The sequence below is a fragment of the Rathayibacter sp. VKM Ac-2927 genome (assembly GCF_022815525.1).
Classification (GTDB): domain Bacteria; phylum Actinomycetota; class Actinomycetes; order Actinomycetales; family Microbacteriaceae; genus Rathayibacter; species Rathayibacter festucae.
Map to the genome: position 1 here is coordinate 297,346 of NZ_JALGRT010000004.1, position 26,653 is coordinate 323,998.

Consider the following 26,653-nt stretch of genomic DNA (forward strand, 5'->3'; position numbering starts at 1 on the left):
TCGAGCGCCTTGCTCCTGCCGCAGCGTCATGTGGTCTGCTCGAAGCACGTCCCGACCCGACCCGGAAGGCCCGCCATGCTCTCGTTCCCGACCCCGCCCCGTGAGGTCCTGATCGGCGACGCCGCGGCGTTCGTCGGCATCACGCCCCGGACGATCCGGCACTACCACCAGATCGGCCTGCTCCCCGAGCGCGAGCGGGGCGGCGACGGGCGTCGCCGGTACGGGCACGCGGAGATCGTCCGGCTGCTCTGGATCCGCCGCACGGCCGACGCCGGGATCGCCCTCGACGACATCCGCGACGCCTTCGCCGGCGCCGAGCCGGTGGCCGCGGACGACGAGGACGAGGTCGCCGCCGTCCTCGCCCGGCTGGAGGAGACCCTCGCCGCGCAGGAGGCCGAGCTGCAGCGGCAGCGGGCGTCGGTGCAGCGCATGCGCACGCTCGGCAGCCGGCTGGGCCTGCTCGACGACCTCGTCTCCGGCCGCCTGGAGGGCGCGCCCGAGGGCTCGCTGCGCCAGGACGATCTGGACGTCCTGCTGGTCACCGAGCGGGTGTTCGGCCCGCTCGGCGCCGCGATCCAGGCGGGCCGCTTCGCCGCGCTCGCTGCGCATCCCGAGCTGCGCGCCGCGTCCGACCGGGTCGACGCCGCCGAGGAGGCCCTGGACGATTCCGTCGCCGTCGACGACCCCCGCGTCGCGCAGGTGGCGGCCGAGCGGCACGCCTTCGAGACGGAGCTGCTGCGCGTCTGCGTCGAGTCCGGTCAGCTGGAGGAGGACGACGCTCTCGCCGACGCCTGGGACGAGCGGCACCTGCCCGAGGACGCCGAGGCGCCCGCCCCCGCGGCCGATGCGCGCGCCCGGAGCGCGGCGGACGTCATCCGGAGCCTGCCCTACGACTTCTCCCCCGCCCGCGTGCGCTGCATGGAGCTGGCCGTGCAGCTCGGCGTGGAGGAGCCGCCGGCGTCCTGACCGCCCGGGTCAGCCCGCGCGGATGCGGTCGGCGAGCTCCCGCGCGTCCTCGTCGCCGGGGAGGATCTGCACCGAGTCGCCCTCGATCGCCTGCATCACGGCCACGGCCGAGACGACCACGTCGCCGGCCCGCAGCAGCAGGCGCGCGTCCGGGCCGGCGTCCGCCGCCTCCGCCGTCGCGTCCTGGAAGAGCTCGGCGCCGTCCTCGTCGAAGCGCACGTCGACGGTCTGCGCGTCGCCGGTGCCGGACACCTGGACCGAGGCGACACCCGCCCGGGTGAACGCCGCCGGGTCGACGAGCACGTCCTGGCCGCCGACCGCCGTGCACTGCGGATCCGCGCCCGCCTCGCAGACCGCGGACACGGCGAGGTCGAGCCCGCCGCCGGACCCCTCCGGCTCGGGATCCGCGGGCGAGGCGCAGCCGGAGAGCGCGAGCAGAAGGATCCCGACGGCTCCTGCGATGGTGTGCTGACGCCCCACGATGCCCCCCTCGGGTCTCGGAGCGCGCCACGATACCGAACGCTCGCGGGCACCGCACCCGCCGGCCTCATCGACCCCCTGCCGATCGAGCAGCCCCTTCTTGCCGATCGAGCAGCCCGCATCGCGGGCGTATCGAGATCCACCGTCCCCAGCACGCCGGGTCTCGATACGCCGACTGCGGCGTCTACTCGACCAGCATGAGGCGGGCGCGCGAGTGGACCCGGACCGGGCTCCGGCCTGGGCGCAGCGCCCGACGCGCGTCCACTCGCGCGAGCCGGCCCCGCCGAGTGGACGCCTACAGGGGCCTGCTCGGGACTCGAGGCCCGTCGCGGGTCCACTCGAGGATTCGTGCTGATCGAGGAGGCCGCAGACCGGGCGCATCGGGTTCAGGAGGGTGGGTCTCGATACGCCGCCTGCGGCGGCTACTCGACCAGCATGAAAGACACGCCGTCTGCGGGGGCTACTCGACCAGCAGGGAAAGGCTCGTCGCCGGGGGCGGCTAGTCGACCACCATGATCACTCGAAGAGCGAGAGGGTGAGGGTGGAGCTGTAGTCGCCCGCGTCGACGGTGGTCGGGGTCTTGAGGGTCAGGGCCGCGTTGGCGGTCCAGGAGCCCTCCTCGGCGACGCCGGCGGAGTCGTTGGTGATGGCGAGCAGTTCCTGGTCGACGAGGCCGACGCCGTCGGGGCCGCCGTCGAGGGCGGTGTCGACGACGTCGCCCTCGGCGACGAGGCCGGAGTCGCCGCCGTCGATCAGGTTCGGCGCCCAGCCGAGGTTCTCCGCGCCGATGGTGTCGCCGGTCGACGAGGTGAAGTCGCTGGCGGTTCCGAGGACGTACCAGCCGGCGCCGGCCGGGATGTCGGCGGCGTCGCGGGTGTCGGTGACGGTGACGGTGGGCAGGGTGCCGGTGAACTGGCGGACGACGCTGTTCGAGCCGTTCTCGGTCAGGGCGGTGGAGTCGCTCGCGACGGTCATCGAGAGCGAGCCGGGCGTGGTGAGCGGCGCGATCTGCACGTTGACGTCGACGTCGTCGGCGCCCTGCTGCTCGTCGGCGAACGCGGTGCCGGCGACGCCGAGCAGGAGCAGGCCTCCGGCGATGCCGGCGGTTCCGCGGGTGAGAAGGGGACGGATCCGTGTGGGGCGGGTGGTCATGGCGGGGGTTCTCCGTTCTCCGGCCGGCCTCGTCGCCGACTCGTCGTCGCGCGTCCCGCCCCTCCCATTCGATCATTATCGATCATCGAAGGAAGAGCGTTCCGCGCTGCCGAGCAGACTATCCCGTGGTCGCTCCGAGTGGAAAGACCCTGCTCGCGAGCCGCTTCGAGCCGTTGCGCCCGCGAAACCGCTCGGATACGGTGACCACAGCGAGCGCTCTCCTCATGTTCTGAAATGATCGGAGTTGGCGGATCGCTCATCCCATTCGACTCGACGACGAGGCGCACTCATGCTCAACCGCTCTCCCCGGCACGCTCGAGGCTCGCAGCCCGAGCCCCCCTCGCACAGCAGGCCGCACCGCAGGAAGGAGGGGAGGGGACGGACCCTCGTCGCGGCGACCGCGCTCGGCGCCCTGCTCGCCGCGGGGCTCGCCCAGGTGCCGGCCGCCCAGGCCGCACCCTCCGACGTCCAGGCCGTGACGATCACGGCGGCCGACGTCGCCGCCGCGGCGGAGAGCGTCAACGCCCTGACCTTCAAGGGCTTCGGCATCCTCTCCGCGAACTCGACCAGCGCGCTGCTGCTCGACTACAAGTCGCAGCACCCCGAGAAGTACTGGGAGCTGATCGAGACGCTCTTCGGCGGCGAGCACCCGATCATGACCACCATCAAGATCGAGATGGGCAACGACCGCAACACCTCGACCGGGCCGAACGTCGCGACGATGCGCTCGCGCGACGAGTACCCGAACGTGCAGCGCGAGCCCGGCTTCCAGCTGGCGGCGGACGCGCAGAAGGTCGCCGAGGGCGACGTGCACGTCAGCATCCTGCGCTGGAGCCGCCCCACCTGGGTGACCAGCGACGAGGACCAGTACATCTGGTTCAAGAACACCGTCCTGGCGGCGGAGCGCGAGTACGGGATCATGGTCGACTCGATCAACCCGGACACCAACGAGACCACGAGCCCGAACGCCGCGCTCTACAAGAAGTTCTCCACCTGGCTCCGCACCGACAGCAAGGGCTACGAGGGCGCGAGCGCGCAGGACCCGAGCAACGGCTTCGCCTCGGCGGACGAGGGCGAGCGCTACCGCGCGATCCGCACGGTCGCGGCGGACACGGTCGGCACTCCCCCGACCTCCTTCGGCGACCAGCTGAACTCGACCACCGACCCGTCGCTCCGCGACGCCGTCGACGTCGTCGGCTTCCACTACGCCACCTCGGACGACGCGAACGGGAACCTGAAGAGGTTCGCGCAGACCTACGACAAGGAGATCTGGAACTCCGAGGGCCAGGCGACCTTCTCCAACTCCGCCGACCGCCCGAACAACACGAACCCCGACGGCCAGGGCGGCACCGGGACCGAGTTCGGCGGCACCAACAGCGCGCTCGAGATGAGCAACTGGGTCACCTCCGGCTTCGCGAAGTCGCTGCGGACCCTGAACATCTTCCAGCCCGCGATCGGCTCCTTCTACGACGGCTTCCAGTACTCCTCGAAGGAGCTCGTCAGCGCCCGCGACCCGTGGTCGGGCTGGCTCTACTACGACGGCGGCCTGGCCGCGGTCGAGCAGTACACGCAGTTCGCGCAGCTCGGCTGGGAGAACGAGGACAACACCGCGGGCGTCTGGCGCGGCATCCCGCAGGCCTCCGGCAGCGCGCTCGGCGGCGGCAATCCGCCCAGCGGCGCCTCGACCGGCGCGGTGTCGTACACGACGCTCGCCGCGCCGGACGGCTCGGACTTCTCGACCGTGATCGTCAACGACAGTCCGTTCGAGAAGACCTACGCGCTCTCTGCGGAGGACCTCGACCTGGGCGACGACCGCACGATGGAGGTCTGGGAGACCCGCGCGGCCGACGCCGGCGAGGCCTACGACGCGAACTACGTCGTGCCCGTGTCGGAGCTGTCCGCCGTGGACGGCGTGTACACGGTGACCGTGAAGCCCTGGTCGACGGCGACCGCCACCACGCTCGACCACGCGGCGAGCGCCGGCGGTGTCCTCACTCCGCGTGAGGGCTACGGCTCGACCCTGCCGACCTCGCCCGAGTACACCGACGCCGACGGCGGCCGCGACGTGCTCGACACCGACGCGAGCGGCGACGCCAACGGCGTCACCACCGACTCCGTCCTCTACGCGGACGACTTCGACTACGCCGAGGCGGCGGACATCCGCTCCTACGACCCGGCGACCGGGGCGCTGAGCGACTCCGGCGAGTCGTTCCTCGACAGCCGCGGCGCGAAGGCGAAGCCCGCCGGCACCCCCGCGGTGCAGCCGGAGGACGACGGCGCGATCCCGCGCTACACGAACGACACCAACGGCGCCTTCGAGTCCGTGGCGACCGGCGACGCCGCGCGCGACCGCGTGCTGCGCCAGCAGGTCGGCCCGGGCATGAACGGCTCCGCCTGGAACGGCGGCGATCCGAAGACGACGATCGGCGACTACCGCTGGGCGAACTACCGCGCCTCGGTCGACGTGCTCTTCGAGAACGGCGGCACCCCGTACGCGACCCTCGGCGCCCGCGAGCAGGGCGGGACGCCCAACGGGCAGAACGTCTCCGCGGCCGAGCTGCGGGTCGACGCGACGGGCGCCTGGAGCCTGCTGCGCTACGGCACCTCCGTCGCGTCCGGCACCGCCTCCGCCACCCCCGGCACGGCGTTCCGCACCGGCACCGGAGTGTGGAACCGGATCGCCGTGCAGGTGGCGGGCGACAAGTACACCGCCTACCTCAACGGAGTGCAGGTCGCCGCGTACACCGACCCGGCGCCGCAGGCCGCGGGACGCGTGCAGCTCGGCTCGGCCTTCACCTTCACGCAGTTCGACGACCTCGTCGTCGAGCAGGTGCCCGGCTTCACTCCCTACTACTCCACCGTCGTCGACGGCATGCACCAGACCAGCTGGAGCGACGGCTCGACGCCGATCCTCGAGTTCGACGAGCAGTGGACGCACGTCAACGGCCAGGGCATGTTCGAGTGGCAGCGCACGGCGTCGAAGAGCACCGGCAAGGGCGCGGCGCTGAGCTACTCCTTCACCGGGACCGGACTCGACGTCCTCGGCAGCAACACCGGGGCCGCGACGCTGAACGTCACGGTGGACGGCGTCCGGGTGGCGACGAACGCGCCGACCTGGGCGGCGGGCAGCGAGCGCACGGCGTTCCAGCTCCGCGGTCTCGCGGACGGCGCGCACACGGTGGTGCTGGAGACGGCGAACGACGGCGTCCTGAACGTGGATGCGGTCGGCGTGGTCGTCGCGAACGCGGACTCGTCCGCGGTCGACACCACCGCCCTCGCGGCGGCGCTGGCGACGGCCGAGCGCTTCGTCGAGGCGGAGTGGAGCGCCTCCTCCTGGGCTCCGTTCGCGAGCGTCGTGGGTTCCGCCCGATCGGCGCTGGCCGACCCGGCCGGCTACGGCCTCGACGCGGAGGGGGCCGCCGCTCTGGTGGCGCGCCTCAGCCGGACCGCCGCGGAGCTCGTGCCCGAGGGCGTGAGCACCGACGTCCGCGACCTCGGCCTGATCGCCGGGACCACCTCCGCCGGACTGCCGAAGACCCTGACCCTCGAGGGCGCCGACCGCGCCGTGACCTGGGACGCGGGAGCGGCGCAGGCCCTCGCCGGGACGGCCGAGCTCGGCACGGTGCGGCTGACCGGCCGGACCACCGAGAAGGTCGCCTCGACCGGAGTGTTCCAGCGCTTCTCGGTGCCGCTGCTCGTCACTCCCGCCGACCTGCGCTACTTCGTCGACTCGGGTTCGAGCGGCTCGGCGGCCGGATCCGCCTACGCGGCCGTGAAGGCGAGCCAGCCGGGCGTCCTCAACGACGCCGCCGACCGGAAGTGGGACGGGGTGTCCGCGGGGAGCACGTGGGGCTACTCGACCACGTCGACCGGCGCGGTCGTCCCGGGCAACCCCGCGGACTGGAGCTCCTCGTACGTGCCGGCCGACTTCGGCAAGCCCGTCGTGACGCACCTGACGCTGCCCGCCGGGACCTACGACGTCGTCGCCGTGCAGGCGCCGCGGGCCGGATTGACCACCAACGTCGTCTCGACCGTCACCGCGGCCGGCACGACGAAGCGCGCCACCGCGGTCTCGACCGGGGCGGCCACGCCGGTGCGCCAGCAGGTGACCCTCGCGGCGCCGGGCGTCGTCGACGTGTCCTTCGGGACCGACGGGACGAGCGGCTACAACGCGCGGCTCGCGCTGGTCTACGTCCAGAGCGTGACCCGCGACCTCGGCTACCAGGGCGCGCTCACCGCGAGTGCCGCCCTGCCGACCACTGTGACGGTCGACGGCGCCTCCGTCGGCATCACCTGGGACGCGGACTCCGCGGCGCAGACCCGCACCGACTACGCGCCGGTCACCCTGCGCGGGACGCTCGCGAACGGCGCGAAGGTGACCGCGCGCTACGAGATCGTGCCGGAGGGGCTCGTCTACTACATCGACTCCGGCACCGCGGCGACCTCCTCGCCGCAGTACGGCGCGGTGCAGGCGGCCGTCCCGTCGCTGCTCAACGCCGTGTCGGACCGGGCCTCGACCGCCGCCGACCAGTGGGGCTTCGCGCCGGAGGGCATGAAGGTGAAGACCGGGACGGACCTGAACGACAAGTTCTCGACCGGTCTCTACCAGGACACGACGCAGCTGATCTACCGGCTGCCGCTGGCCGCCGGGACGTACACGCTGACGGGCGGGTTCACCGAGTGGTGGAACCTCAGCCGGACGATGAACCACACGGTCTCGGCCGGGGGCGTGGAGCTGGCCAAGGGCAACATCCCGCTGTCGGGCACGAGCACGCCGCTGACCGGGGCGCTGACCTTCACCCTCGCTGCGCCGACCACGGTGGAGTACCGGGTGACGAACGAGGGCGCGGGCGGCGAGAAGCCGGTGATCTCGTGGCTCGGAGTCGCGGCGGTCGCCCCCGCCGCCCCGGCGCTGCCGGACCTGGACGTGACGGTGCAGAGCCGGTGCGTCGCGGGCAAGGTGCAGCTGGGCGTCACCGCGGTCAACACGGCCGACGTGCCGGTGGGGATCACGATGACGACGGCCTACGGCGAGAAGGCGTTCACCGCCGTCGCGCCCGGGAAGAGCGCGTTCCACTCCTTCACCACCCGGGCCAAGACGGTGCCGGCCGACGCGGTCGACCTGACCGTGACGGGCACCGTCGACGGCGAGGACGTGGCGCGCGAGCAGAGCGAGGAGTACCCGGCCGCGAGCTGCTGAGGATCGGTGCGGGAGCCGGCGCCGCCTTCGTGAGGAGGGCGGCGCCGGCTCCAGCGTGTGCGGGGGCTGGAGCCTGGAGTGAGCCTGTGCGAGTTCTCAGTGTCCACTCCACGGAGCTCGGGCGGGCGGCGGTCGCGCCTACGGTCGAGCACGAGCACGACGGCGTGCGGCACTCCCCCTCGAGATCCGCTCCGACCGGAAGGCACGCCATGACCACCACGCTGGACCGCCCGACCACCTCCTCCTCGGCCCGCCGCGGCGCGCTGCCGGGGGCCTCCGCCGGACTGCTCGTCCTCCGCCTCGCGCTGGGCGCCGTGTTCCTCGCGCACGGCTGGCAGAAGATCGCCGTCGACGGCCTCGCCGCGACGACCGAGGGCTTCGGAGCGATGGGGATCCCGTTCGCGGCCGTCCTCGCCCCGGTCGCCGCCTTCACCGAGCTGCTCGGCGGCGCCGCGATCATCGTCGGCCTGCTGACCCGGATCGCCGCCGCCGGCCTCGCGATCACGGCGGTCGTCGCGCTCGTCGTCGTCCACCTGCCGAGCGGCTTCTTCGCCGCTACCGGCGGCATCGAGTTCGTCCTGGTGCTGGCCGCCGGAGCGGTGGCGCTCGTGCTGACCGGCCCCGGCCGCCTCTCGCTCGACGCGCTGCTGCGCCGCCGCCGCTGACCCCGGATCTGCTCGGGAGAGATGCCCGCAGAATGCTGGTCGAGTAGCCCCGCAGGGGCGTATCGAGACCCACCACCGCTGGCACGGTGGTCTGCAGGCTCTCGTCTCGGACCGGGTGGATCTCGATACGCCCGCTGCGCGGGCTACTCGATCAGCATGGGGGGCGCAGTCCGCGGCCAGGGTGCCTGGCCGACCGCCTCATGCCGGTCGCGCAGCCCGCAGGGCACTCCCTGCTGGTCGCGCAAGCCGCTGGTCGATTCATGCTGGTCGAGTAGCCGCCTCCGGCGGCGTATCGAGACCCACCATCACCGAGACATCCGGGAACGAGCCTCCTCCCCAACCCCCGATCCGCCTGCCCTCTCCCCCGATCGGCCCTTGCCCCCGCTTCGATGTCGGTGGTCACTGGTTCAATATACGTATGGCAGAAGATGAGAATGCAGCAGCACTTGCGGAGGTGCGCAACTGCTTCGACGACTCCGCGGCCGCCGAGCGCGCCGCCTCCCCGACGCGCCTGAGGGCGGCCGAGCGGATGCACCGCGGCTACCGCGTCGCGCTCACCGTCCCGGAATCGTTCGCCCGCGGCGCGTCCCGGAGCGAGACCCGCGATCTCGTCGAGCGCTCGATCCGAGCCGAGCTCGCGGTAACGCTCGGCGTGTCCGAGCGGGAGGTCTGCCGACGGCTCGAGACCGCGGAGATGCTGATGGAGCACCTTCCCCTCACCCGCGCCCTGCTCCGCGACGCGCGGATCCTCTGGGAGGCCGGCGAGGCCGTCTGCAGAGCGGCGAGCAGCCTCCCCGAGGCCTCTCGCGCGGCACTCGACGAGCGCGCCGCCGACGCCGCCCTCACGATGACGACGACCCAGCTGCGCCGAGCTCTCAGTCGCTGGCGCGAGGAGCTGCACGAGCAGCCCCTCGCCGAGCGCCACGCCCGCGCCTGCCAGGACCGCGCGGTCTGGGTCACCCCGGACGTCGACGGAATGGCGACCCTCTGCGTCCACGCTCCCGCACCGGCGGTGACGGGCGCCTACGACCGGCCGCGCCGCATCGCCCGCACCCTTCGCGACGACGGCGACCCGCGCACACTCCAGCAGCTCAGCGCCGATGCGGCGGTCGATCTGCTCTGCGACGGCGACATCGCCGGCACCAAGCCGAACGCCGAGCACCGGCCGGACCCGACCTTCGTCCCCGGTGTCCGCGCGGAGGTACGACTGACGCTCGCGGCGTCGACCGCCGTGGGTCTCGACGACGCGCCCGCGGACCTCGACGGCTACGGACCCGTGCCCGCCGACGTCGCCCGCGAGCTGATCCGCACGGCGGCGTCTTTCACCCGGGTCCTGACCGATCCGGACACCGGCGCCGTCACCTCCGTCGGCCGAACTTGGCGCGTCCCACCGCCGCAGATGCGCCTGCACCTGCAGCTCCGCGATCAGACCTGCCGCTTCCCCGGCTGCACTCGGACTGCATCGAGGGCCGAGGCGGACCACTCGATCGAGTGGCGCAACGGCGGGGAGACCTCGCTCGAGAACCTCGTCGTGCTCTGCACGTCCCACCACCACGTCCGGCACGGAGAGCAGTGGAGCTACGACCGGATCGATGACGACGGGACGCTCGAGTGGACGAGCCCGACCGGGCGGCGGATCAGCAACCGGCCACCACCTCTGCCCGGGCGGCCGCCGAATCCTCCGCCGGGGCCTCGCTTCGACACTGTTCCCGCACCGTTCTGACGGTGGTGGATCTCGATACGCCCGCGAAGCGGGCTACTCGATCAGCATGGAGTGGGTGCACAGCGCGTCGGCGTGCCCCGACCCATGCTGGTCGAGTAGCGCGCAGCGCGTATCGAGACCCACCGTGACCAGGCATGCCCCCGAAGCTCTGACGCGCGTGGATCTCGATACGCCCGCGAGGCGGGCTACTCGATCAGCATGCAGTGCGCGCAGTCACATCGGCGTGCGCCACGGACATGCTGGTCGAGGAGCGCGCAGCGCGTATCGAGACGCGGCGGTCAGGGGCGGGCGGCGGCGAGGAGGGCGCCGAGGCGGGCGAGCTGGGCCGGGTCCTCGAGGGCGGAGCCGACGGCGGCGACGCGGACGCCGGCGTCGAGGAAGTCGGAGACGTTGGCGGCGTCGAGGCCGCCGGTCGCGACGAAGCGGATGCCGGGGAAGGGGCCGCGGATGTGCTTGAACCAGCCGGCGCCGAGCCAGGTGGCGGGGAAGGCCTTCAGCCAGGTGAGGCCGAGCGAGGCGGCGAGCTGCACCTCCGACGGCGTCGCGACTCCGGGCAGCAGCGGGAGGTCGACGGCGCCGGCCGCGGCGAGGATGCGCTGGTCGAGGCCCGGCGAGACGAGGTAGCCGGCGCCGGCCTCGCGGGCGAGCGCGACCTGCTCGGGGCGGACGATCGTGCCCGCTCCGACGGTCTTGCCGCGCTCGGCGCCCAGGCGCGCGACCTCGCGGAGGGCGACCTCGTCCTCCGCGGTCTGCAGCGGCACCTCGACCGAGTCGATGCCGAGGTCCCAGGCGGTCGTCGCGAGGGCGATCGAGCGCTCCACGCCCATGCCGCGCAGGATCGCCATCAGCGGGGCGCCTGCGAAGACCTCGTCGAAGGGGCTCGCGGTCGGGCTTGCAGTCGGGGTGGTCGCGGGGGTGGTGGTGAACACAGTCATCGTCGTGCCGTTCTCTCGTCGAGGGAGTCGCCCGCCACGGCGAGGGTGAGGGCGGCGCGGTCGTGGCCGCGGCGCAGGCGTGCTCCGGGGTCGGCGCCCTGGAGCAGGGCGGCCAGGTAGCCGCCGGCGAAGGCGTCGCCCGCGCCGACCGCATCGAGCACCTCCACCTCGTGCGAGGGCTCGAAGACCCCGCCGGCAGCGTCGGCATCGGCGCAGAACGCCGTCGCGCCGATGTGGCCGTCCTTGACGACCAGCTCGGCGACGTCCGGGAACAGCGCCCGGACGTCCTCGGCGGTGCGGGTGCCCCACAGGGTCTCCGCCTCGTCGCGGCCGACGAAGACCACGTCGGCCAGCCGGACCAGCTCGGCGAGGACCGGCGCCGCCCGATCGACGCTCCAGAGCGCGGCGCGGTAGTTGACGTCGAGGCTCACCGGAATGCCGAACTCGCGGGCGCGGAGGGCCGCGCGACGGAGGAACCGGTCGGCCGGCTCCGAGAGCGCCGCGGTGATCCCGGACAGGTGCAGCAGCGCCACGTCGTCGAACGGGGCGGCATCGGCGTCGGCGGTGTCGAGGTACGCGGCGGCCGATCCCGCTCGGTAGTAGGAGACTCCGCGGCCGGGGTCCTTCACGTAGACGCCGGTGGGATGACCGGGGTCGCGGACGACGCGCGAGACGTCGATCCGCCGCGCCGCGAGCTGCCGGAGCACCCGCTCGCCGAGCGCGTCGGCACCGAGCCGGCTGTGCCAGCGCACGGGGACGCCGAGCGCCGCCGCGTGCGCGAGCACGTTCGACTCCGCACCGCCCGCGTCCACCAGGAAGTCGTCCGCGTCGGCGACGGAGCCGCCGCAGGGCACCAGCACGGCCATGGTCTCCCCCATGGCCAGCAGCACGCCGCCGACAGCGGATCCGGACGTCACGCCAGGTCCTTCACCGGCGCCGCATCCATGTCGTCGAACGCCTGGTTCTCGCCCGCCATCGCCCAGACGAAGGAGTACGCGGCGGTGCCGACGCCGGAGTGCAGCGACCAGCTCGGCGAGAGGATCGCCTGGCGGTCGGCCACGACGAGGTGCCGGGTCTCCTGGCGCTCCCCGAGCAGGTGGATCACGCGCGCGTCCTCGGGCAGGTCGAAGTAGAGGTAGCACTCGGTGCGGCGGTCGTGGGTGTGCGCGGGCATGGTGTTCCACATCGAGCCCTCGTGCAGGGTCGTCACGCCCATCACGATCTGGCAGCTGCGCACGCCGTTCTCGTGGATGTACTGGTTGAGCGTGCGGCGGTTGCTCGTCGCCTGCTCGCCGAGCTCGCGGACGGTGCCCTCGCCGGGCGCGACGAGCGCCGAGGGGTAGCTCGTGTGCGCGGGGGCGGAGAAGAGGTAGAACTGCGCGCCGGAGTCAGTCGAGCCGGCGTCGGCGTCCTCGAACGCCACCGCCTCGATCCCGCGCCCCAGGTACAGGCACGCGCCCGGCACCAGCGTGTACGTCTCGCCGTCCGCGGTCACCGTGCCGGTGCCGCCGACGTTGACGATCCCGAGCTCGCGGTGCTCGAGGAACGTCTCGCTGCGGATCTCCTCGTAGCCGGTCAGCTCGAGCCGCTGTCCCGCGGGGACGGCGCCGCCGAGCACGATGCGGTCGTGGTGCGTGTAGACCAGCGTGATCTGGCCGGCGACGAACACCTCCGGGACGAGGTACTCCCGGCGCAGGTCCTCGGTGCTCATGCCGGGGATCTGCGAGGGGTTGGTGGCGTAGCGCTGCTCCATGGGGAGACTCCTGTCGGGTCGGTTCTGGTCGGGTGGGTTCGGGGAGCCGGTCGGCGTCAGCGCACGAGCCAGCCGCCGTCGACGGGGAGGATCGTCCCCGTGACGTAGGCGGCGGCGTCCGACGCGAGGAACACGAAGGCGCCCTGCAGGTCGGCGGGCGTGCCCCAGCGGCCGGCCGGGATGCGCGCGACGATCGACGCCTCGCGGGCCTCGTCGGCGCGGATCTCCGCGGTGTTGTCGGTGGCGAGGTAGCCGGGCGCGATCGCGTTGACGGTCACCCCGGAGGCGGCCCACTCGTTGGCGAACGCCTTGGTCAGCCCCGCGACCGCGTGCTTCGACGCGGTGTAGCCGGGCACGGTGATCCCGCCCTGGAAGGACAGCATCGAGGCGACGGTGATGATCCGCCCCGAGCCCTGCGCGATCATCCGCCGGCCGGCCGCCTGGGTGAGGTGGAAGACCGAGTCGAGGTTCACCTTCAGCACCTCGTCCCAGTCGGCGGCGCTGTGCTCGGCCGCGGGGGTGCGCTTGATCGTGCCGGCGTTGTTGACCAGCACGTCGATCCGGCCGAGCTCGGCGACGACCTCGTCGATCGCGGAGTGCAGCTCCTCGGACGTCGCGGTCGCGAAGTCGCGGCGGATCAGGTGCGCCCGGCGGCCCAGCCCGCGGATCAGCTCGGCGGTCTCGCTCGCGTCGCCCCGGTCGATCAGCGCGATGTCGGCGCCGGCCCCGGCGAGCGCCAGCGCGGCGCCGCGGCCGATGCCCCGGCTGGTCCCGGTGACGGCGGCGACCCGGCCGTCGAGCCGGAAGGCGTCGAGGGTGAAGGCGTCGGCGGTCATGGTCGTCCCTTTCGGAAGGTCGTGGTGAGGGAGCCGATGCCGTCGACGCGGATCGTCACCGCGTCGCCGTCGGCCAGCGGGCGGTGCGCCGCGAGCGCCTCCGGCAGCTTCTGCGGGCTGCCGGTGGCGATCACGTCGCCCGGCTCGAGGGTCATCCCCTCGCTGAGGTGGTGGACGAGCGCCGCCATGCTGAAGACCAGGTCGGCGGTGCTCTGCGAGACGGTGACGACGCCGTCGCGGACCACCTCGACGCGGAGGTCGCCGGTGTCCGCGATCTCGTCCGGCGTCACGAGCCACGGGCCCAGCGGGGCGAAGCCGTCGGAGCACTTGCCGAGCGTCCACTGGCTGGAGCGGCCCTGCCACGTGCGCTCGGAGACGTCGTTGATCACGGTGTACCCGGCGATGTGGCCGGCCGCCTCGTCGAGCGGGATGTCCCGCCCGCCGCGGCCGATCACGAGCGCGATCTCGCCCTCGTAGTCGACGTCGGTCGCCGTCAGCGGCAGGGTCACCGGGTCGCCGGGGGCGCCGAGGGTGTTCGGCGTCTTGACGAACACGTCGGGGGTCGTCGGCACCGGCCGGTCCTCGCCGCCGGCGGGCACGTGCCCGCGGTAGTTGTAGCCGATGCAGAGGATCTTCCCCGGCACGACCGGCGGCAGGAGGCGGAGCGAGTCCAGCGGCACGGTCGCAGTGCCGACCGCCCGGGCCGCGGTCAGCAGCGCGCGGTCGGCGAGCAGCTCCGTGACGGTCGCGGCACCCAGGTCGAGGACCCGGTCGCCGTCACCGTCGCCGTCGAGCACGACCCCGGTCCGAGCGCCCTCGGCGCTCTCGAATCGGACGAGTCTCACCAGTAGGGCCGCCATTCCGGTCGCGAGACGCGCATCAGCGCCTCCAGGTAGAAGTAGTCGCCCCAGAGCGTGCCCTCGTCGACGCCCACGTTCTTCGGCAGGTCGTAGACGCTGTGCAGCAGGACGGTGTCCGCGGCCTCGGGGCTCTCGGGAGCGCACTCCCGGATCAGCGCCGCGAGGATCCGGTGCGCGGCGTCGCGCCAGCGCACGGCGCACTCGGCGTCGGTCTCGACCAGCGCCAGCTCGAGCAGTCCGCAGACCGCGATCGCCGCCGCCGAGCTGTCCCGGGGCGCGTCGCTGCCCTCCGCGTAGACGAGGTCCCAGTAGGGCACGAGGTCGCCCGGCAGGTGCGCGAGGAAGTACTCGGCGCAGGCCCGCGACGCCTCGAGCAGCGCGTCGTCGCCGAGCACGCGGAAGCCCATCGCGAAGCCGTAGACGCCCCAGGCCTGCCCGCGTGCCCAGCAGGAGTCGTCGAACGCGCCCTGCTCGGTGCCGCCGCGCAGCGGCTCGCCGGTCTCGGCGTCCCAGTAGAAGGTGTGGAAGGTCGACGAGTCGGGGCGGAGGATGTTCACCCGCAGCGCCTCGATGTGGCGCGCGACGGCCTCGGCGTAGCGCGGGTCGCCGGTCTGCTCGCCGGCCCAGGTCAGCAGCGGCATGTTCATCAGCGAGTCGATGATCGTGCGGCCGCGCTGCTTCGGGTCGCGGAGGTCGCCCCAGGCCTGGACGATGCCGGCCGTCGGCAGGAACCGCGTCATCAGGTGCTCGGCGGCCTCGAGCGCCGCGGTGCGGCCGAGCTCGTCGCCGAGGAGCCGGAAGGGCGCGACGCAGGAGAGCGTGTAGAGGAAGCCGAGGTCGTGGGTCTCCAGGTCCTCGCCCTCCCGCACGCGGCGGGCGAAGTCCTGCAGGTGGCCGCGGGCGGCGTCGAGGAAGACGTCCTCGCCGGTCGCCTCCCAGGCGATCCACTGCATGCCCGGCCAGAAGCTCGTCGTCCAGCCGCGGTTGGCGCCGGCCGCGAAGCCCTGTGCCGCGGGGCGGATCGGGTAGCGGCCGTCCGTGGTGGTGTCGTCGGGATACGCGGAGCCGAAGGCCCCGATCATCCGGCGGACGACCTCGAGGGCGTCCGCCACGGCCTGCTCGGTGGTCGTCCTCCCCGTGGTGGGTGGAGTGGTCGTCATGGGGAGAGTCCTTCGTGGGAGGTCAGGCCGCGACCGGCTGGTCGGCGGCGAGCGCGGGGCGGAGGGTGAACCGGGCGTTCGCCCAGACCAGGTAGAGGGCGGGAGCGGCCGAGACGCCGAGGGCGAGCGCGGGCGAGGCGGTGAAGAGGTACGCCTGGAACGCGAGCACCAGCAGCGAGACCACCGACAGGTGCCAGCGGCGGGCGGCGAGGAACACCGCCGCCTTCACGGCCTGCCGGAGCGTCGATCCACTCGCCTCCGCGAGGGCGACGAGCGCCACCGGCACGCAGCCGACCACGAGCAGGGCGATGACCGCGAGGAACGGGATGACGACCACGCCGATCTGCGTCGGCGCGAGGAACCGCACGTCGACGAGCACCAGCACGACGACCGCGGTGGCGGCGGTCAGCAACCACACGGGGCGGCGCCAGCTCGCGCGCCACGCCCGCCAGAACGTCCGCACGACCGCGGTCTCGCCGCGCGAGTGCGCCGCGAAGACCGCGGCGGCGCCCATCAGGGCCGGCGCGCAGAGCGGTAGCGCCACCGCGAGGAGCGGCCAGGAGAGCACCGGATCCGTCGTCACCAGCAGCAGCACGAGCGGCAGGCAGGCGACCAGGAGCAGCACGTTCGTCACCAGGATCAGGTAGGCGACACCGAAGAGCGAGGCGTAGAGGCCGTTCGGGATGCGGCGCACGATCAGCCCTTCAGTCCGCTGGTCGCGATGCCCTCGACGAAGTACTTCTGGCCGAGGAGGAAGATCACGGCGATCGGGACCACCGAGATGACCAGGCCCGCGAACAGCAGCGCGTAGTTGGCGTCGTAGAGGGTGCTGACGAAGCTCTGCAGTCCCAGCTGGATCGTCCACAGGTCCGGGTTCCGCAGGTAGATCAGCGGCCCGAGGTAGTCGTTCCAGGTGGCGACGAAGGTCAGCAGCGTGAGGCTCGCGATCGCGGGGATCGACAGCGGCACCATGATCCGCGCCCAGATGCCGTACTCGCTCAGGCCGTCGATCCGCGCGGCCTCGGAGAGCTCCTCCGGGATCGTCTCGTAGAACTGCTTCATCAGGAACACGCCGAAGGCGCCGAAGGCCTGGATCAGGATGATCGCCCAGAGGGTGTTCGAGACCTTGAGGTTCGACAGCAGGATGAACTGCGGGATCATGTACGACTGCCACGGCACCGCGATCGTGCCGATGTAGACCAGGAACAGCACGTCGCGGCCGGGGAAGCGCATCCGCGAGAAGCCGTAGGCCGCGAACGAGCCGGTGACCACCTGCAGGATCGTGACGACGACCGCGAGCAGCAGCGTGTTCCGGATCCAGGTGAGCATGCCCGACTGGGTCCAGATCTGGACGTAGTTGCTCCAGACCCAGGTCTCCGGGAACCACTTCACCGGCACCGAGAAGACCTCGTTCGGCGTCTTCACCGAGCTCGTGATCATCCAGAAGAACGGCAGCAGCAGCGCCGCCGCGGCGATGATCATCACCGCGTAGCCGAGGACGCGGCCCGCCCTGCGCGCCGGGGAGCGGCCGGCCTCCTTGCGGCGCGGCGGCAGCGGCTCGTTCACGCCGACGACGGTGGGAGCGCCGTCGGGGATGAGAAGTCCGGTCATCGGGACTCGCTCCTTCGGTTGAGGAAGAACTGGGCCAGCGTCACGAGGATGCAGAGCAGGAAGAGCACGACCGAGACCGCCGACGCGTAGCCGAACTGGTTCTCCTGGAAGCCCTTCTGGTAGATGAACTGCGAGAGCACGAGGGTCGCCTGGCCCGGGCCGCCCTGCGTCATCACGAGGATCAGGTCGAAGATCTTGAACGAGTTGATGGTGAGCATCACCGTCACGAAGAAGGTGGTCGGCCGCAGGCACGGGATCGTCACGTTGACGAAGCGCTGCCAGACCGAGGCGCCGTCGACGCGGGCGGCCTCGTGCAGCTCGCGCGGCACGGTCTGCAGCCCGGCGAGGAACAGGATCATGTAGTAGCCCATGTCCCGCCAGGTGCTGATGATCACGACCGCGGGCATCGCCCACTCGGACGAGGTCAGCCAGCCGGGCGGGTCGGAGATGCCGATCAGGCCGAGCAGCTGGTTGATCGGGCCGTACTCCGGGCTGAAGAGCAGGTTCCAGACCACGGCGATCGCGACGATCGAGGTGATGTAGGGGAAGAACGCGGCCGTGCGGAAGAACGCGACGCCGCGGAGCTTGTTGTTGAGCAGCAGCGCGAGCCCGAGCGAGACGACGAGTGTCAGCGGGATGTGCAGCGCGGCGTAGTAGAGCGTGTTCAGCAGCGCGATGCGGAAGCTCGCGTCGCCGATCAGGCGCTGGAAGTTCGCGATGCCGACCCAGTTCGCCTGACCGAAGACGTTCCAGTCGGTCATCGACATGTAGAAGAGGGTGATCACCGGCACGAGCGTGAGCGCGGCGAAGCCCAGGAAGTTCGGGAGGATGAAGGTCCAGCCGATCAGCATGTTCCGGACGGCGTACGCGGAGCGTCGTCGTCGGGGCGGCAGGGGCGACGGCGTCGGCGGAGTCGACGGGCCGGCGTCCGCGGCGGCGAGGGTCGTCATGAGACCTCCAGGGTCCGAGGGGGAAGAAGAGGGGGGGGGGGGGGGGGCCGCGCGGGGGGGGCCCCCCCACCGCGGGGAGTCAGTTCGTGCCGACTTCGTTCTTCACGCGGTCCTCGGCGGTCTTCACGGCGTCGTCGAGGCTCGTCGAGCCCGACATGACGGCGGTGTGCAGGTCGAGGAGCACGTTCTGGACGGCGGCCGTCTTGGCCGAGGTCGGGTTCTCCGGCTTCGTGTCGTGCGACGACCAGGCGAACTTCGAGACCTCGTCGGTCGGCGCGCTGTCGACCGCGAAGTAGGTCTCGGCGACCGCGTCGCTGGTCAGGGCCGGGGTGATGCCGAGGGAGGCGACGACCTCCGCGCCCTCCTCGCTCGACGCGAACTCGAGGAACTCCTTGGCCGCGGCCTGCTTGCCCGAGTCGATGCCGGCGTTGATGCCGAAGCCGGTCGGGTCGCCGAAGGTCACGGGGGTCTGGTCCATGCCGGTCGTCGACTCGTCGAACTGCGGGATCGGTGCGAAGCCCCAGTCGAAGGTGTCCGAGTCGCCGGACGCCTGCTGGGCGATCAGCGACGCGACGAACCACGTGCCCATCGGCATCATCGCGGCGTTCTGCTTGCCGAACTCGGCCTGGTAGGTGAGCTTGTTCGCGACGATCGTGTTGTACTCCGCCTGCGCACCCGCGTCCTGGAGCGCGAGGGCGCGCTCGTAGTAGGGCTCGAGGTAGCCGTAATCGGCGTCGAGGATGTCGATGTCCGGGGTCTGCGCGCTCGCGAAGCCCTGCACCGTCGACTGCCAGCTGTGCTCGTAGGTGCCGGCGGCGCTGCTGCCGGCCGCGGCGAGCGCGGTGGTCAGCTGCTCGGCGGTGGCCTCGTAGTCGTCCCAGGTCCAGGAGCCGTCGGGGTAGGCGACGCCGGCCTGGTCGAAGAGGGCCTTGTTGTAGAAGAGGACCCAGGAGTCCTGGCGGTAGGGCGCCGCCCACTGCTTGTCGTCGACCTGGTAGGCCTCCACGCCGCCGAGGTCGTCGGGCAGCTCGATGTCGGAGACGTCGAGGAGCTGGCCGCCGGCCTGGTAGGTGACGACGTTCTTGACGTTCTTCTGCGTGACGATGTCCGGACCGCTGCCGGCCGCGAGGTCCGCGGTCATCAGGGTGTCGTAGTTGGTCGCGTCGTACTCCTTGACCTCGATGGTGACGTCGGGGTCCTTCTCGTGGAACGCGTCGGCGAGCGCCTGGAACTCCGGCGTCGTGCTCAGGCTCCAGCCGGAGAGGCTGAGCGTGATCGGGCCGTCGGCCGCGGGCGCGTCACCGCCGCCCCCCGCCGAGCAGGCGGTGAGGGACAGGGCGGCGACCAGGGCCACTCCGGCTGCGGCGAATCTTCTCTTCATGCGTGCTGCTCCTTTGCATCTGCGTCCGGGACTCCACCTCGGGTCCTCGGGTACCGGAGCTGCCGAGCGGCGCGTCCGGAATCTGGGAGTCGGTGCTCGGTGACGAGGCCGTCGGGCCAGGTCGCCGTCACGGACAGGGCGTCGCCGTCGAGGGCGATATCGACGGCGGCGACGTCGACGGCGGCGGGGCCCGCGACGGGGGCCTCCGAGCCGGCTGCTTCGTCACCGGTGAGGCCGACCAGCGCGACGACGAGCGCGTCGACCTCCGCCGGGAGGGTGAGCGTCGGCACGCCGACCGCGGGGCCGAGCGGGCTCGCGCCGTCGCGGGCGACGACCTCGGGGGCGGCGCCGGGGGTGAGGGAGGTCAGGGTGCTCGTGAGGACCCCGGCGGTCGCTCGAGCCGTCGCGCCGTCCGCGGTCGCGTCGATCCGCTCGCCGGCGATCGCCCAGCCGCCGATGCGCAAGGCGACCTCCTCCGGCCGCACGCCCTCGGCGAGCTCGTCGATCCGGACGAGGCGCAGCTCCCACGGACCGCGGACCAGCGAGTGCGCGCTGATCCGGCCGGCGGCGCGGACGGCTCCGCGCAGGCCCTCGCCGTGGCGGTGGCTGCTGCGCTCCGGGGTGATCCAGTGCGCGTCCCAGCTCGAGCCGGCGACGCCGACCCGGCCGTCCGCGTCCAGGCGGACCTCGGTCAGCATCATGCCGGTGCGGTGGGTCGCGTCGCCCACAGCGTCGACCAGCGCGACGCTCTGCTCGAGCGCCTCCGTCCAGCCGCGCTCGTCGAGCAGCGGCGCAGTGGCGGTGGAGTAGCCCAGGCGGGCGTAGAGCGGGGAGTCGCCGGTCGTCGCGCCGGGCAGCGCCTTGTCGGTGCCGTGGTTGACGACGCGGACGATGCCGTCGGCCTGCGTGCCCGAGACGATCCAGCCGGGCGAGACGATCGCGCGGAGGTCGTCGCCCTGCTCGATCGGGAGCGGCTCGGAAGCCGCGGACCAGACCGGGTGCTCGGCCGGGAGCAGGATGCCGAGCATGCCCTTGACCGCCCAGTACGGCGAGCCGGGGCCGGAGTAGGACTGCGCGAGCTCGCGCCACGGGTCGTGCCAGCCCATCGAGAGCAGGCCGTCCTCACCGGGCGCGCCGTTCTCGGCGAAGTGTCCGACGATCGCGCTCGCGGCGCGGCGGAGCCGGCCCGGGGCGTGCGAGGGCACCTCGGCGATCACGCCGGCCCAGAACGGCGCGGCGGCGGCGAAGCGGTAGATCAGGCTGCGGCCCTGCAGCAGCGGCGAGCCGTCGCCGCCGACCAGCGCGAGGGCGTCGTCGAGGTAGCGGTCGAGCCGGGCGACGTCGGCGGCGGCCCGCGGGGCGGCCAGCTCGGCCGCGCCGGACATCCGCGCCCAGAGCACCGGGTACACGTGCAGGGCCCAGCCGACGTAGTGGTCGTAGGCGCGCTCCGCGCCGTCGGCGAGCCAGCCGTCCTCGCGGACGAAGGAGTCGTGCCGGGCGAGGTCCGCGGCGACGTCCTGCGCGGACCACGGGCCGCCGACCGAGCGGAGGAAGGTCTCGACGACCAGGCGGAACCAGACCCAGTTGGTCTGCGGGTAGCTGTCGTCGCCGACGACGGGGGCGAGGTAGTCGACGACGCGCTGCTGGGTCCGCGCGTCGAGGCGGTCCCAGATCCACGGCCGCGTGAGGTCGAGCACCAGCGCGATCGACGCCGCCTCGACCTTGGCCTGGGCGTGCTCGTCGATCCGGACCCAGCGGTCCTCCGCGTCGGGGTCGACGCCGGTCTCGACGCCGCGGCGGTAGAAGTCGATCAGCTCGTCGACACCCTCGCCGCGCGCTCCGGCGATGCGGAAGCCGGCGAGCAGGAAGGTGCGGGCGAAGCCCTCGAGGCCGTCGACCGCGCGGCCGTAGCCGCCCTCGGCGCCGGGGAGGGTGATCCGGCCGTGGCCGGCGCTGGCGTGGGGGGCCACCGCGGCGAGGAGCGCGTCCGCGACGGCGAGCCAGTGCTCGCGCGTCCAGTCGGCGCGGAGGTTCCCCTCGTCCACGGCGGTTCTCCTTTGAATCGTGATGTCCACGCTCTCTCCCACGTGACGTGAGCGGCACTGAACAGAACAGGACTATACATACGGAAATCGATCACCTCAATGTTTTGGTTGAAGCAAAATGATTGATTATGATCAGTTGCATGCCCCAGCACCCCGCCCCGGCACTGTCGCCGGGCGTGATCGAGTCCTTCCGCGGCCCGCTCGCGGCCGCGTTCTCGCCCGACCGTCCGCTCTCGGCGCGCGGGGTGCTCCTCTCCCCCGAGCAGTCGCTGCCGGTGCCGACCGCCGCCGACCGGGACGCCTGGGCCGCGGCCGATGCTCCGACCCTCGCCGCGGTCGCCGAGCGCGCCGCCGCCGATCTGCTCGCGCCGTGGCCGCAGCCGCTCGCGAGCCAGGCCGTGCGCGTGCACCGCGACGGGAACCGGGACGGCTGGGAGCAGCGGGCGTTCGAGCGGCAGCGTCGGCTGAGCCGCGCGGTGCTGCTGGCCGCGAGCACGAGCGGCGGCACATCAGACGGCTCAGCAGACTTCTGGCTCGATCAGGTCGCCGACGGCGTGCAGCTGCTCTGCGAGCAGAGCTCCTGGTGCTGGCCGGCCCACGACGACGCGCTGCGCCGCCACGGCTCGGTGCTCGCGGACGTCGCCGAACCCTTCCTCGACCTCGGCGCCGGCGAGGTCGCCGGCCAGCTCGCCTGGCTCGACCACGTCCTCGGCGAGCGCCTCGACGACCGCTATCCCGGGCTGCGCCGCAGGATCCGCCGCGAGACCCGCGAGCGCGTGCTCGCTCCGTTCCTCGCCCGCGACGACTGGCACTGGCTGGGCCTGGACGGCGACGTGCACAACTGGAATCCCTGGATCACCGGCAACGTGCTGGTCGCCGCGTTGCGCCTGCTCGACGCGCCGGGCGAGGAGGACGAGCGCGCCGCCGTCGTCACCCGCGCCGTCGCCGCCCTGGACCGCTACGTCGCCGTGCTCCCCGAGGACGGCGCGATCGACGAGGGCTACGCCTACTGGTGGAACGGTGCCTGCCGCGCCCTCGAGGCGCTCGACGTCCTCGCGCACGCGACCGGCGGCGCCTGGGACGCCTCGGCCGTGCCCGCCCTGCGCGCGACCGTCGCCTTCCCGCACCGCTCGCACCTCGGCGGCGACTGGTACGTCGCGCACGCCGACGGCCAAGCGCTGCAGTCGCGCGACCAGCCCTGGCACGCGGTGCACCGGGCCGGCCGCCGGGTCGGCGACACCGCCGCGATGGCGCACGCCGCCGCGCAGCGCTCCCCCGGCGAGCCCGCCGCCTCCGAGAAGGAGGGGCTCGGCCGCCTGCTGCGCGGAGCGACCGACCCGCTCTGGACCGCGGCGCCCGCCGCCCGGCCGCCCCTCCCCCGCGAGGTCTGGCTCGAGTCCGTCCAGGTGCTCCTGGCCCGCACGACCGCAGGGTCGGCCGAGGGCCTGACCCTCGTCGCCAAGGGCGGCCACAACGCGGAGCACCACAACCACAACGACGTCGGCGCGTTCCAGGTGGCGAGCGACGGCGTGCCCGTCGTCGTCGACGCCGGCCGCCCCACCTACACCGCCGCCACCTTCGGCCCGGAGCGCTACGGCATCTGGACGATGCGCAGCGAGTGGCACAACCTGCCCGTCGTCCGCGGGCTCGGGCAGCCGCCCGGGCGGGAGGCGGCCGCGGCGGACGTCTCGGTCGCGCTGAGCGACGCGTCCGCCGCGTTCTCCGCGGAGCTCGCCGCCGCCTACCCCGGGACGGGCCTGCGCTCCTGGCGCCGCACCGTCTCCCTCGACCGCCCGTCCGCAAGGGTCGTGCTCGAGGACCGCTGGGACCTCGCCCCGTGGGACGATCAGGACGATGAGCCCGGCACCGCGATCCGACTGCTCCTCGCGGGAGACGTCGTGACCGAGCGCGGAGCCGCCCGGGTCCGCCCGCTCGGCGGCGCTCGGCCGCTCCGGATCGCCTGGGATCCGTCCTGCGAGCACCGCACCGTCGTCCGGGAGCTGGACGATCCGATGCTCACGAGCGTTTGGGGCGAGCGGCTGACGCTGCTGGAGATCGACGCCACCGCGCGCAGGGAGCTGCGGATCGCGATAGACCTGGACCCACCGATCGGAGAGCAACGATGAGCGACCAGACCCAGTCCCCACCCCTCGCTGCCGAGCGACGGGCGCACATCCTCGCGGCCCTCGACGTCGACGGCGCCGTCCGCATCTCCCAGCTCACCGAGGCGCTCGGCGTGGCGACGGTCACGCTCCGCCGCGACCTGGTGCAGATGGAGCGCGAGGGCCTGCTGAGCCGCGTGCACGGCGGCGCGGTCGTCCTCTCCGGCTCGGCCGGTCACACGGCGCCCGCCCCGGAGCCGGAGGAGGTCAAGCTCGGCTCGATCGCCGTCCTGGTCCCCTCGCTCAACTACTACTGGCCCGGCGTGCTGCACGCGATGGAGGCGACCGGCCGCAGCCTCGGCTACGACGTCGTCCTGCGCGGCGCCTCCTACGAGCTGCAGGACGAGCGCCCCGTGCTCGAGCGCCTGCTGCGCTCCGGCGACGTGCGCGGGCTGATCGTCGCCCCCAACACCGACACGGAGCACTCGGGCGACGTCCTCCGCTGGCTCGCCGACTGCGGTGTCCCGTCGGTCCTGGTCGAGCGCGACGCGGTCCTCGAGCCCGAGGGCACGCCCGCCGAGTCGGTCACCACCGACCACGCGCTCGGCGCCGTGCTCGCCGCCCGGCACCTCGCCGAGCTCGGCCACCGCAAGGTCGGCCTGATCCTGTCGCGGAACTCGCCCACCTCGCGCAAGATCGCCGCGGGCTGGCTCTCGGCCTGCGAGGCGCTCGGCCTCACCCCCGCCGACCACTTCGAGGAGACGCTGCCCGACCGCGGCAGCGCCGACTTCTCCGAGGTGGTCAACGCGGCCCTGGAGACGGCCCTCGAGACCGGCGTCACCGCGCTGCTCGTCCACTCCGACCCGGAGGCGATGGCCTTCGTCGACCTCGCGCTCAACCGCGGCATCTCGGTGCCCGGCGACCTCTCGGTGATCGCCTACGACGACGAGGTCGCCCAGCTGTTCACGCCCGCGCTGACCGCGGTGAGTCCGCCGCGCGCCGGCGTCGGTGAGGCCGCGGTCCGACTGCTCGTCCAGCGGATCGAGGACCCGGAGCGGCCGGTGCACCGCGTGCAGCTCAACCCGAGCCTGATCGTCCGGGCCTCGACGGCGGCGCCCGGGCGCCCGGCGGACGGGCAGCCGGACGGCGCGCGGTGATCGACCGCCACGAGCACTCGCCGTGGTCGTTCTGGGCGGAGGCCTCGCCGGAGCAGCGGTCCCGCCAGCTCGAGCTGCAGCGCGAGCTCCTGGCTGCGCACCCCGGCTGGACGATCGGCGTCGACTGCTTCGTCGCGGAGTCGGCCGCGGTCGACCCCGAGCACCTCGTGCTGGGCGACCGCTCGTACCTCGCCGCCGGCGCGTACCTGACGGGCGACGTCGAGATCGGCGCCGACTGCTCGCTCAACCCCTACACGGTGGTGCGCGGGAGCGTCGTCCTCGGCTCGGCCGTCCGGGTCGGCGCGCACACGTCGATCCTCGGCTTCAACCACTCGATGACGCCCGGCACCGAGGTGTTCCGCCAGCCGCTGAGCTCGCGCGGCATCCGCATCGGCGACGACGTCTGGATCGGCTCGCACGTGGTCGTGCTCGACGGCGTGACGGTGGGCGACCACGCGGTGCTCGCCGCCGGCGCGGTCGTGACGAAGGACGTGGCGGCCGGTGCGGTCGTCGGCGGCAACCCTGCGCGGCGGCTGCGCTGGCGGGTCGCGCCCGTCACCGCGGAGGTCGCGGACGCCGCGCGCCTGGCGGACCGGGCGCGCGAGGAGATCGAGGGGATCCTGCGCGGTGCGCTCGTCGACGGCGGGCCGGCGCCTCAGGACGGACCTGCACTCCACGACGGACCTGCACTCCACGACGGGCCCGCCTTCCGCGACCGGCCGGGCGCCGCCCCGACCGACCGCGCGCTCGGCGACGCGGTCGAGCTCGCCGACCTCCTGCTCGGCTCGCCTCCTCCCGGCGTCGATCCCGCCGCGGTCATCGCGCGGCTCCGCGGGCTGCCGGTCCCGGGGGCCGACCTGTGGACCGATCCGGAGGCCGCGTACCGCGTGCTGAGCGCGGGCTACGCGCTCGACCTGCTCGGGTCGGAGTTCGCCCGGCCGCTGACCGCCGTGACCGAGGAGACCCCGGAGGGCCTCGTCGCGCGGCTCGACGGGCGGCGCTGGCGCGACGACCCGTGGAACGCCGGCCACCACGTCGACGCGCTCGGCACCGCGCTGCACTGGACGCGCCGCCGCGGCGATCCCGTCCCGGTCGGCCTCGAGGAGGCGCTCTACGGCTGGCTGCTCACCCGCGCCGATCCCCGCAGCGGCATGTGGGGCGAGGCGTCGGCCGACCGCGGACTGCTCCTGCTCGTGAACGGCGCGTACCGCGCGACCCGCGGCACCTTCGTGCAGGACGGCCGCCCGCTCCCCTACCCGGACGCCGTCCGCGACACCGTCCTCCGGCACGCCCGCGACGACCGCTGGTTCCGGCCCGAGCGCGTCGACGCCTGCGCCGCCCTCGACCTCGTCCACCCGCTCTGGCTCACCCGCGGCAGCACCTACCGCGCCGCCGAGGTGGAACCGCTGGCGCGGACCCTGCTCGCGGACGTCCTCGGCCGGTGGCGCCCCGGCCGCGGCTTCGCCTTCCGCCTGCACGCCGACGACGCCGGCCTCCAGGGCACCGAGATGTGGCTCGCCGTCCTCTGGTACCTCGCCGACCTCCTCGGCGCCTCCGACGCCCTCGGCTACCGCCCCCGAGGCGTCCACCGCCCGGAGCCGGCCCCGCCCCGCCCCATGCTGATCGAGTAGCCCGCGCAGCGGGCGTATCGAGATCCCCCACCCCCAGCACGCCGGG

At 73.2% G+C, this 26,653-nt stretch carries 20 protein-coding genes; 7 read left to right on the forward strand and 13 right to left on the reverse strand.

Annotated features, from left to right (window positions below; genetic code table 11):
• Positions 1-75: 75 nt before the first annotated feature.
• Positions 76-966 carry a MerR family transcriptional regulator gene (locus tag MT353_RS14085; protein ID WP_243624890.1) on the forward strand — a complete coding sequence of 297 codons (891 nt, stop codon included), beginning with the start codon at positions 76-78 and terminating at the stop codon, positions 964-966.
• Between the two features lie 9 nt (positions 967-975).
• Here MT353_RS14085 and MT353_RS14090 read toward each other — a convergent pair whose 3' ends face one another.
• Together MT353_RS14090 and MT353_RS14095 are read right to left on the reverse strand one after the other, a co-directional pair.
• Complete coding sequence (locus MT353_RS14090; RefSeq protein WP_243624891.1) at positions 976-1,446, reverse strand: hypothetical protein; 471 nt, start codon at positions 1,444-1,446, stop codon at positions 976-978.
• Between the two features lie 516 nt (positions 1,447-1,962).
• Positions 1,963-2,598: a hypothetical protein gene (locus tag MT353_RS14095; RefSeq protein WP_243624892.1), complete on the reverse strand. Its 636-nt coding sequence runs from the start codon at positions 2,596-2,598 to the stop codon at positions 1,963-1,965.
• A gap of 289 nt (positions 2,599-2,887) precedes the next feature.
• Between MT353_RS14095 and MT353_RS14100 the strand changes: the two genes are divergently transcribed.
• The 3 genes from MT353_RS14100 to MT353_RS14110 all read left to right on the forward strand — a co-directional run bounded on the left by MT353_RS14100 (position 2,888) and on the right by MT353_RS14110 (position 10,186).
• Positions 2,888-7,798, forward strand: a complete 4,911-nt coding sequence (locus MT353_RS14100) for a hypothetical protein (protein ID WP_243624893.1) — start codon at positions 2,888-2,890, stop codon at positions 7,796-7,798.
• A 209-nt stretch (positions 7,799-8,007) separates the two neighbouring features.
• Positions 8,008-8,463, forward strand: coding sequence for a DoxX family protein (locus MT353_RS14105; RefSeq protein WP_243615787.1), 456 nt, complete (start codon positions 8,008-8,010; stop codon positions 8,461-8,463).
• 418 nt (positions 8,464-8,881) lie between these two features.
• Positions 8,882-10,186 (forward strand): HNH endonuclease signature motif containing protein, encoded by a 1,305-nt coding sequence (locus tag MT353_RS14110; RefSeq protein ID WP_243624894.1) that lies wholly within the window; start codon positions 8,882-8,884, stop codon positions 10,184-10,186.
• A 278-nt stretch (positions 10,187-10,464) separates the two neighbouring features.
• On the opposite strand, the gene MT353_RS14115 is transcribed toward MT353_RS14110, so the two are convergent.
• The 11 genes from MT353_RS14115 to MT353_RS14165 form a co-directional block, all read right to left on the reverse strand.
• Positions 10,465-11,121 (reverse strand): bifunctional 4-hydroxy-2-oxoglutarate aldolase/2-dehydro-3-deoxy-phosphogluconate aldolase, encoded by a 657-nt coding sequence (locus MT353_RS14115; RefSeq protein WP_243599484.1) that lies wholly within the window; start codon positions 11,119-11,121, stop codon positions 10,465-10,467.
• Complete coding sequence (locus tag MT353_RS14120) at positions 11,118-12,038, reverse strand: sugar kinase (RefSeq protein ID WP_243624895.1); 921 nt, start codon at positions 12,036-12,038, stop codon at positions 11,118-11,120. Before MT353_RS14120 ends, MT353_RS14115 begins: the two co-directional genes overlap by 4 nt.
• Positions 12,035-12,874 (reverse strand): 5-dehydro-4-deoxy-D-glucuronate isomerase, encoded by an 840-nt coding sequence (gene kduI, locus MT353_RS14125; RefSeq protein WP_243624896.1) that lies wholly within the window; start codon positions 12,872-12,874, stop codon positions 12,035-12,037. Before kduI ends, MT353_RS14120 begins: the two co-directional genes overlap by 4 nt.
• A 56-nt stretch (positions 12,875-12,930) precedes the next feature.
• Positions 12,931-13,710: a 2-dehydro-3-deoxy-D-gluconate 5-dehydrogenase KduD gene (gene kduD / locus MT353_RS14130; RefSeq protein WP_243624897.1), complete on the reverse strand. Its 780-nt coding sequence runs from the start codon at positions 13,708-13,710 to the stop codon at positions 12,931-12,933.
• Positions 13,707-14,555 carry a fumarylacetoacetate hydrolase family protein gene (locus tag MT353_RS14135; RefSeq protein ID WP_243599480.1) on the reverse strand — a complete coding sequence of 283 codons (849 nt, stop codon included), beginning with the start codon at positions 14,553-14,555 and terminating at the stop codon, positions 13,707-13,709. The genes kduD and MT353_RS14135 overlap by 4 nt, the downstream gene beginning before the upstream one ends.
• A complete protein-coding gene (locus tag MT353_RS14140; RefSeq protein ID WP_243624898.1) occupies positions 14,552-15,730 on the reverse strand; it encodes a glycoside hydrolase family 88 protein in 1,179 nt (392 codons plus the stop codon). The genes MT353_RS14135 and MT353_RS14140 overlap by 4 nt, the downstream gene beginning before the upstream one ends.
• A 22-nt stretch (positions 15,731-15,752) precedes the next feature.
• Positions 15,753-16,424 carry a ferredoxin-NADPH reductase gene (locus tag MT353_RS14145; protein ID WP_243624899.1) on the reverse strand — a complete coding sequence of 224 codons (672 nt, stop codon included), beginning with the start codon at positions 16,422-16,424 and terminating at the stop codon, positions 15,753-15,755.
• 2 nt (positions 16,425-16,426) lie between these two features.
• Entirely contained in the window at positions 16,427-17,341 is a 915-nt protein-coding gene (locus MT353_RS14150) for a carbohydrate ABC transporter permease (RefSeq protein WP_123736087.1), read from the reverse strand.
• Entirely contained in the window at positions 17,338-18,291 is a 954-nt protein-coding gene (locus MT353_RS14155; RefSeq protein WP_123447343.1) for a carbohydrate ABC transporter permease, read from the reverse strand. The genes MT353_RS14150 and MT353_RS14155 overlap by 4 nt, the downstream gene beginning before the upstream one ends.
• A gap of 79 nt (positions 18,292-18,370) precedes the next feature.
• On the reverse strand, positions 18,371-19,672 hold the full coding sequence (locus tag MT353_RS14160; RefSeq protein WP_132435616.1) for an extracellular solute-binding protein: 1,302 nt from the start codon (positions 19,670-19,672) through the stop codon (positions 18,371-18,373).
• Complete coding sequence (locus tag MT353_RS14165; RefSeq protein ID WP_243624900.1) at positions 19,669-21,717, reverse strand: DUF2264 domain-containing protein; 2,049 nt, start codon at positions 21,715-21,717, stop codon at positions 19,669-19,671. The genes MT353_RS14160 and MT353_RS14165 overlap by 4 nt, the downstream gene beginning before the upstream one ends.
• 140 nt (positions 21,718-21,857) lie before the next feature.
• On the opposite strand from MT353_RS14165, the gene MT353_RS14170 reads away from it, so the two are divergent.
• The 3 genes from MT353_RS14170 to MT353_RS21650 are packed head-to-tail and all read left to right on the forward strand — an operon-like array spanning position 21,858 to position 26,607.
• The gene (locus tag MT353_RS14170; protein ID WP_243624901.1) at positions 21,858-23,843 is read left to right on the forward strand and encodes a heparinase II/III family protein; all 1,986 of its coding nucleotides are present in this window, start codon (positions 21,858-21,860) and stop codon (positions 23,841-23,843) included.
• Positions 23,840-24,976, forward strand: coding sequence for a substrate-binding domain-containing protein (locus tag MT353_RS14175; RefSeq protein ID WP_243624902.1), 1,137 nt, complete (start codon positions 23,840-23,842; stop codon positions 24,974-24,976). The genes MT353_RS14170 and MT353_RS14175 overlap by 4 nt, the downstream gene beginning before the upstream one ends.
• Positions 24,973-26,607, forward strand: coding sequence for an acyltransferase (locus MT353_RS21650; protein WP_308197527.1), 1,635 nt, complete (start codon positions 24,973-24,975; stop codon positions 26,605-26,607). Before MT353_RS14175 ends, MT353_RS21650 begins: the two co-directional genes overlap by 4 nt.
• Positions 26,608-26,653: the final 46 nt, after the last annotated feature.

What these genes read in the sequence shown, in the direction of transcription:
- MT353_RS14085 (WP_243624890.1), top strand. Translation starts at nt 76, where the DNA reads ATGCTCTCGTTCCCGACCCCGCCCCGTGAGGTCCTGATCGGCGACGCC.
- MT353_RS14095 (WP_243624892.1), bottom strand. Translation starts at nt 2,598, where the DNA reads ATGACCACCCGCCCCACACGGATCCGTCCCCTTCTCACCCGCGGAACC.
- MT353_RS14100 (WP_243624893.1), top strand. Translation starts at nt 2,888, where the DNA reads ATGCTCAACCGCTCTCCCCGGCACGCTCGAGGCTCGCAGCCCGAGCCC.
- MT353_RS14105 (WP_243615787.1), top strand. Translation starts at nt 8,008, where the DNA reads ATGACCACCACGCTGGACCGCCCGACCACCTCCTCCTCGGCCCGCCGC.
- MT353_RS14110 (WP_243624894.1), top strand. Translation starts at nt 8,882, where the DNA reads ATGGCAGAAGATGAGAATGCAGCAGCACTTGCGGAGGTGCGCAACTGC.
- MT353_RS14115 (WP_243599484.1), bottom strand. Translation starts at nt 11,121, where the DNA reads ATGACTGTGTTCACCACCACCCCCGCGACCACCCCGACTGCAAGCCCG.
- kduI (WP_243624896.1), bottom strand. Translation starts at nt 12,874, where the DNA reads ATGGAGCAGCGCTACGCCACCAACCCCTCGCAGATCCCCGGCATGAGC.
- kduD (WP_243624897.1), bottom strand. Translation starts at nt 13,710, where the DNA reads ATGACCGCCGACGCCTTCACCCTCGACGCCTTCCGGCTCGACGGCCGG.
- MT353_RS14140 (WP_243624898.1), bottom strand. Translation starts at nt 15,730, where the DNA reads ATGACGACCACTCCACCCACCACGGGGAGGACGACCACCGAGCAGGCC.
- MT353_RS14150 (WP_123736087.1), bottom strand. Translation starts at nt 17,341, where the DNA reads ATGACCGGACTTCTCATCCCCGACGGCGCTCCCACCGTCGTCGGCGTG.
- MT353_RS14155 (WP_123447343.1), bottom strand. Translation starts at nt 18,291, where the DNA reads ATGACGACCCTCGCCGCCGCGGACGCCGGCCCGTCGACTCCGCCGACG.
- MT353_RS14160 (WP_132435616.1), bottom strand. Translation starts at nt 19,672, where the DNA reads ATGAAGAGAAGATTCGCCGCAGCCGGAGTGGCCCTGGTCGCCGCCCTG.
- MT353_RS14170 (WP_243624901.1), top strand. Translation starts at nt 21,858, where the DNA reads ATGCCCCAGCACCCCGCCCCGGCACTGTCGCCGGGCGTGATCGAGTCC.
- MT353_RS14175 (WP_243624902.1), top strand. Translation starts at nt 23,840, where the DNA reads ATGAGCGACCAGACCCAGTCCCCACCCCTCGCTGCCGAGCGACGGGCG.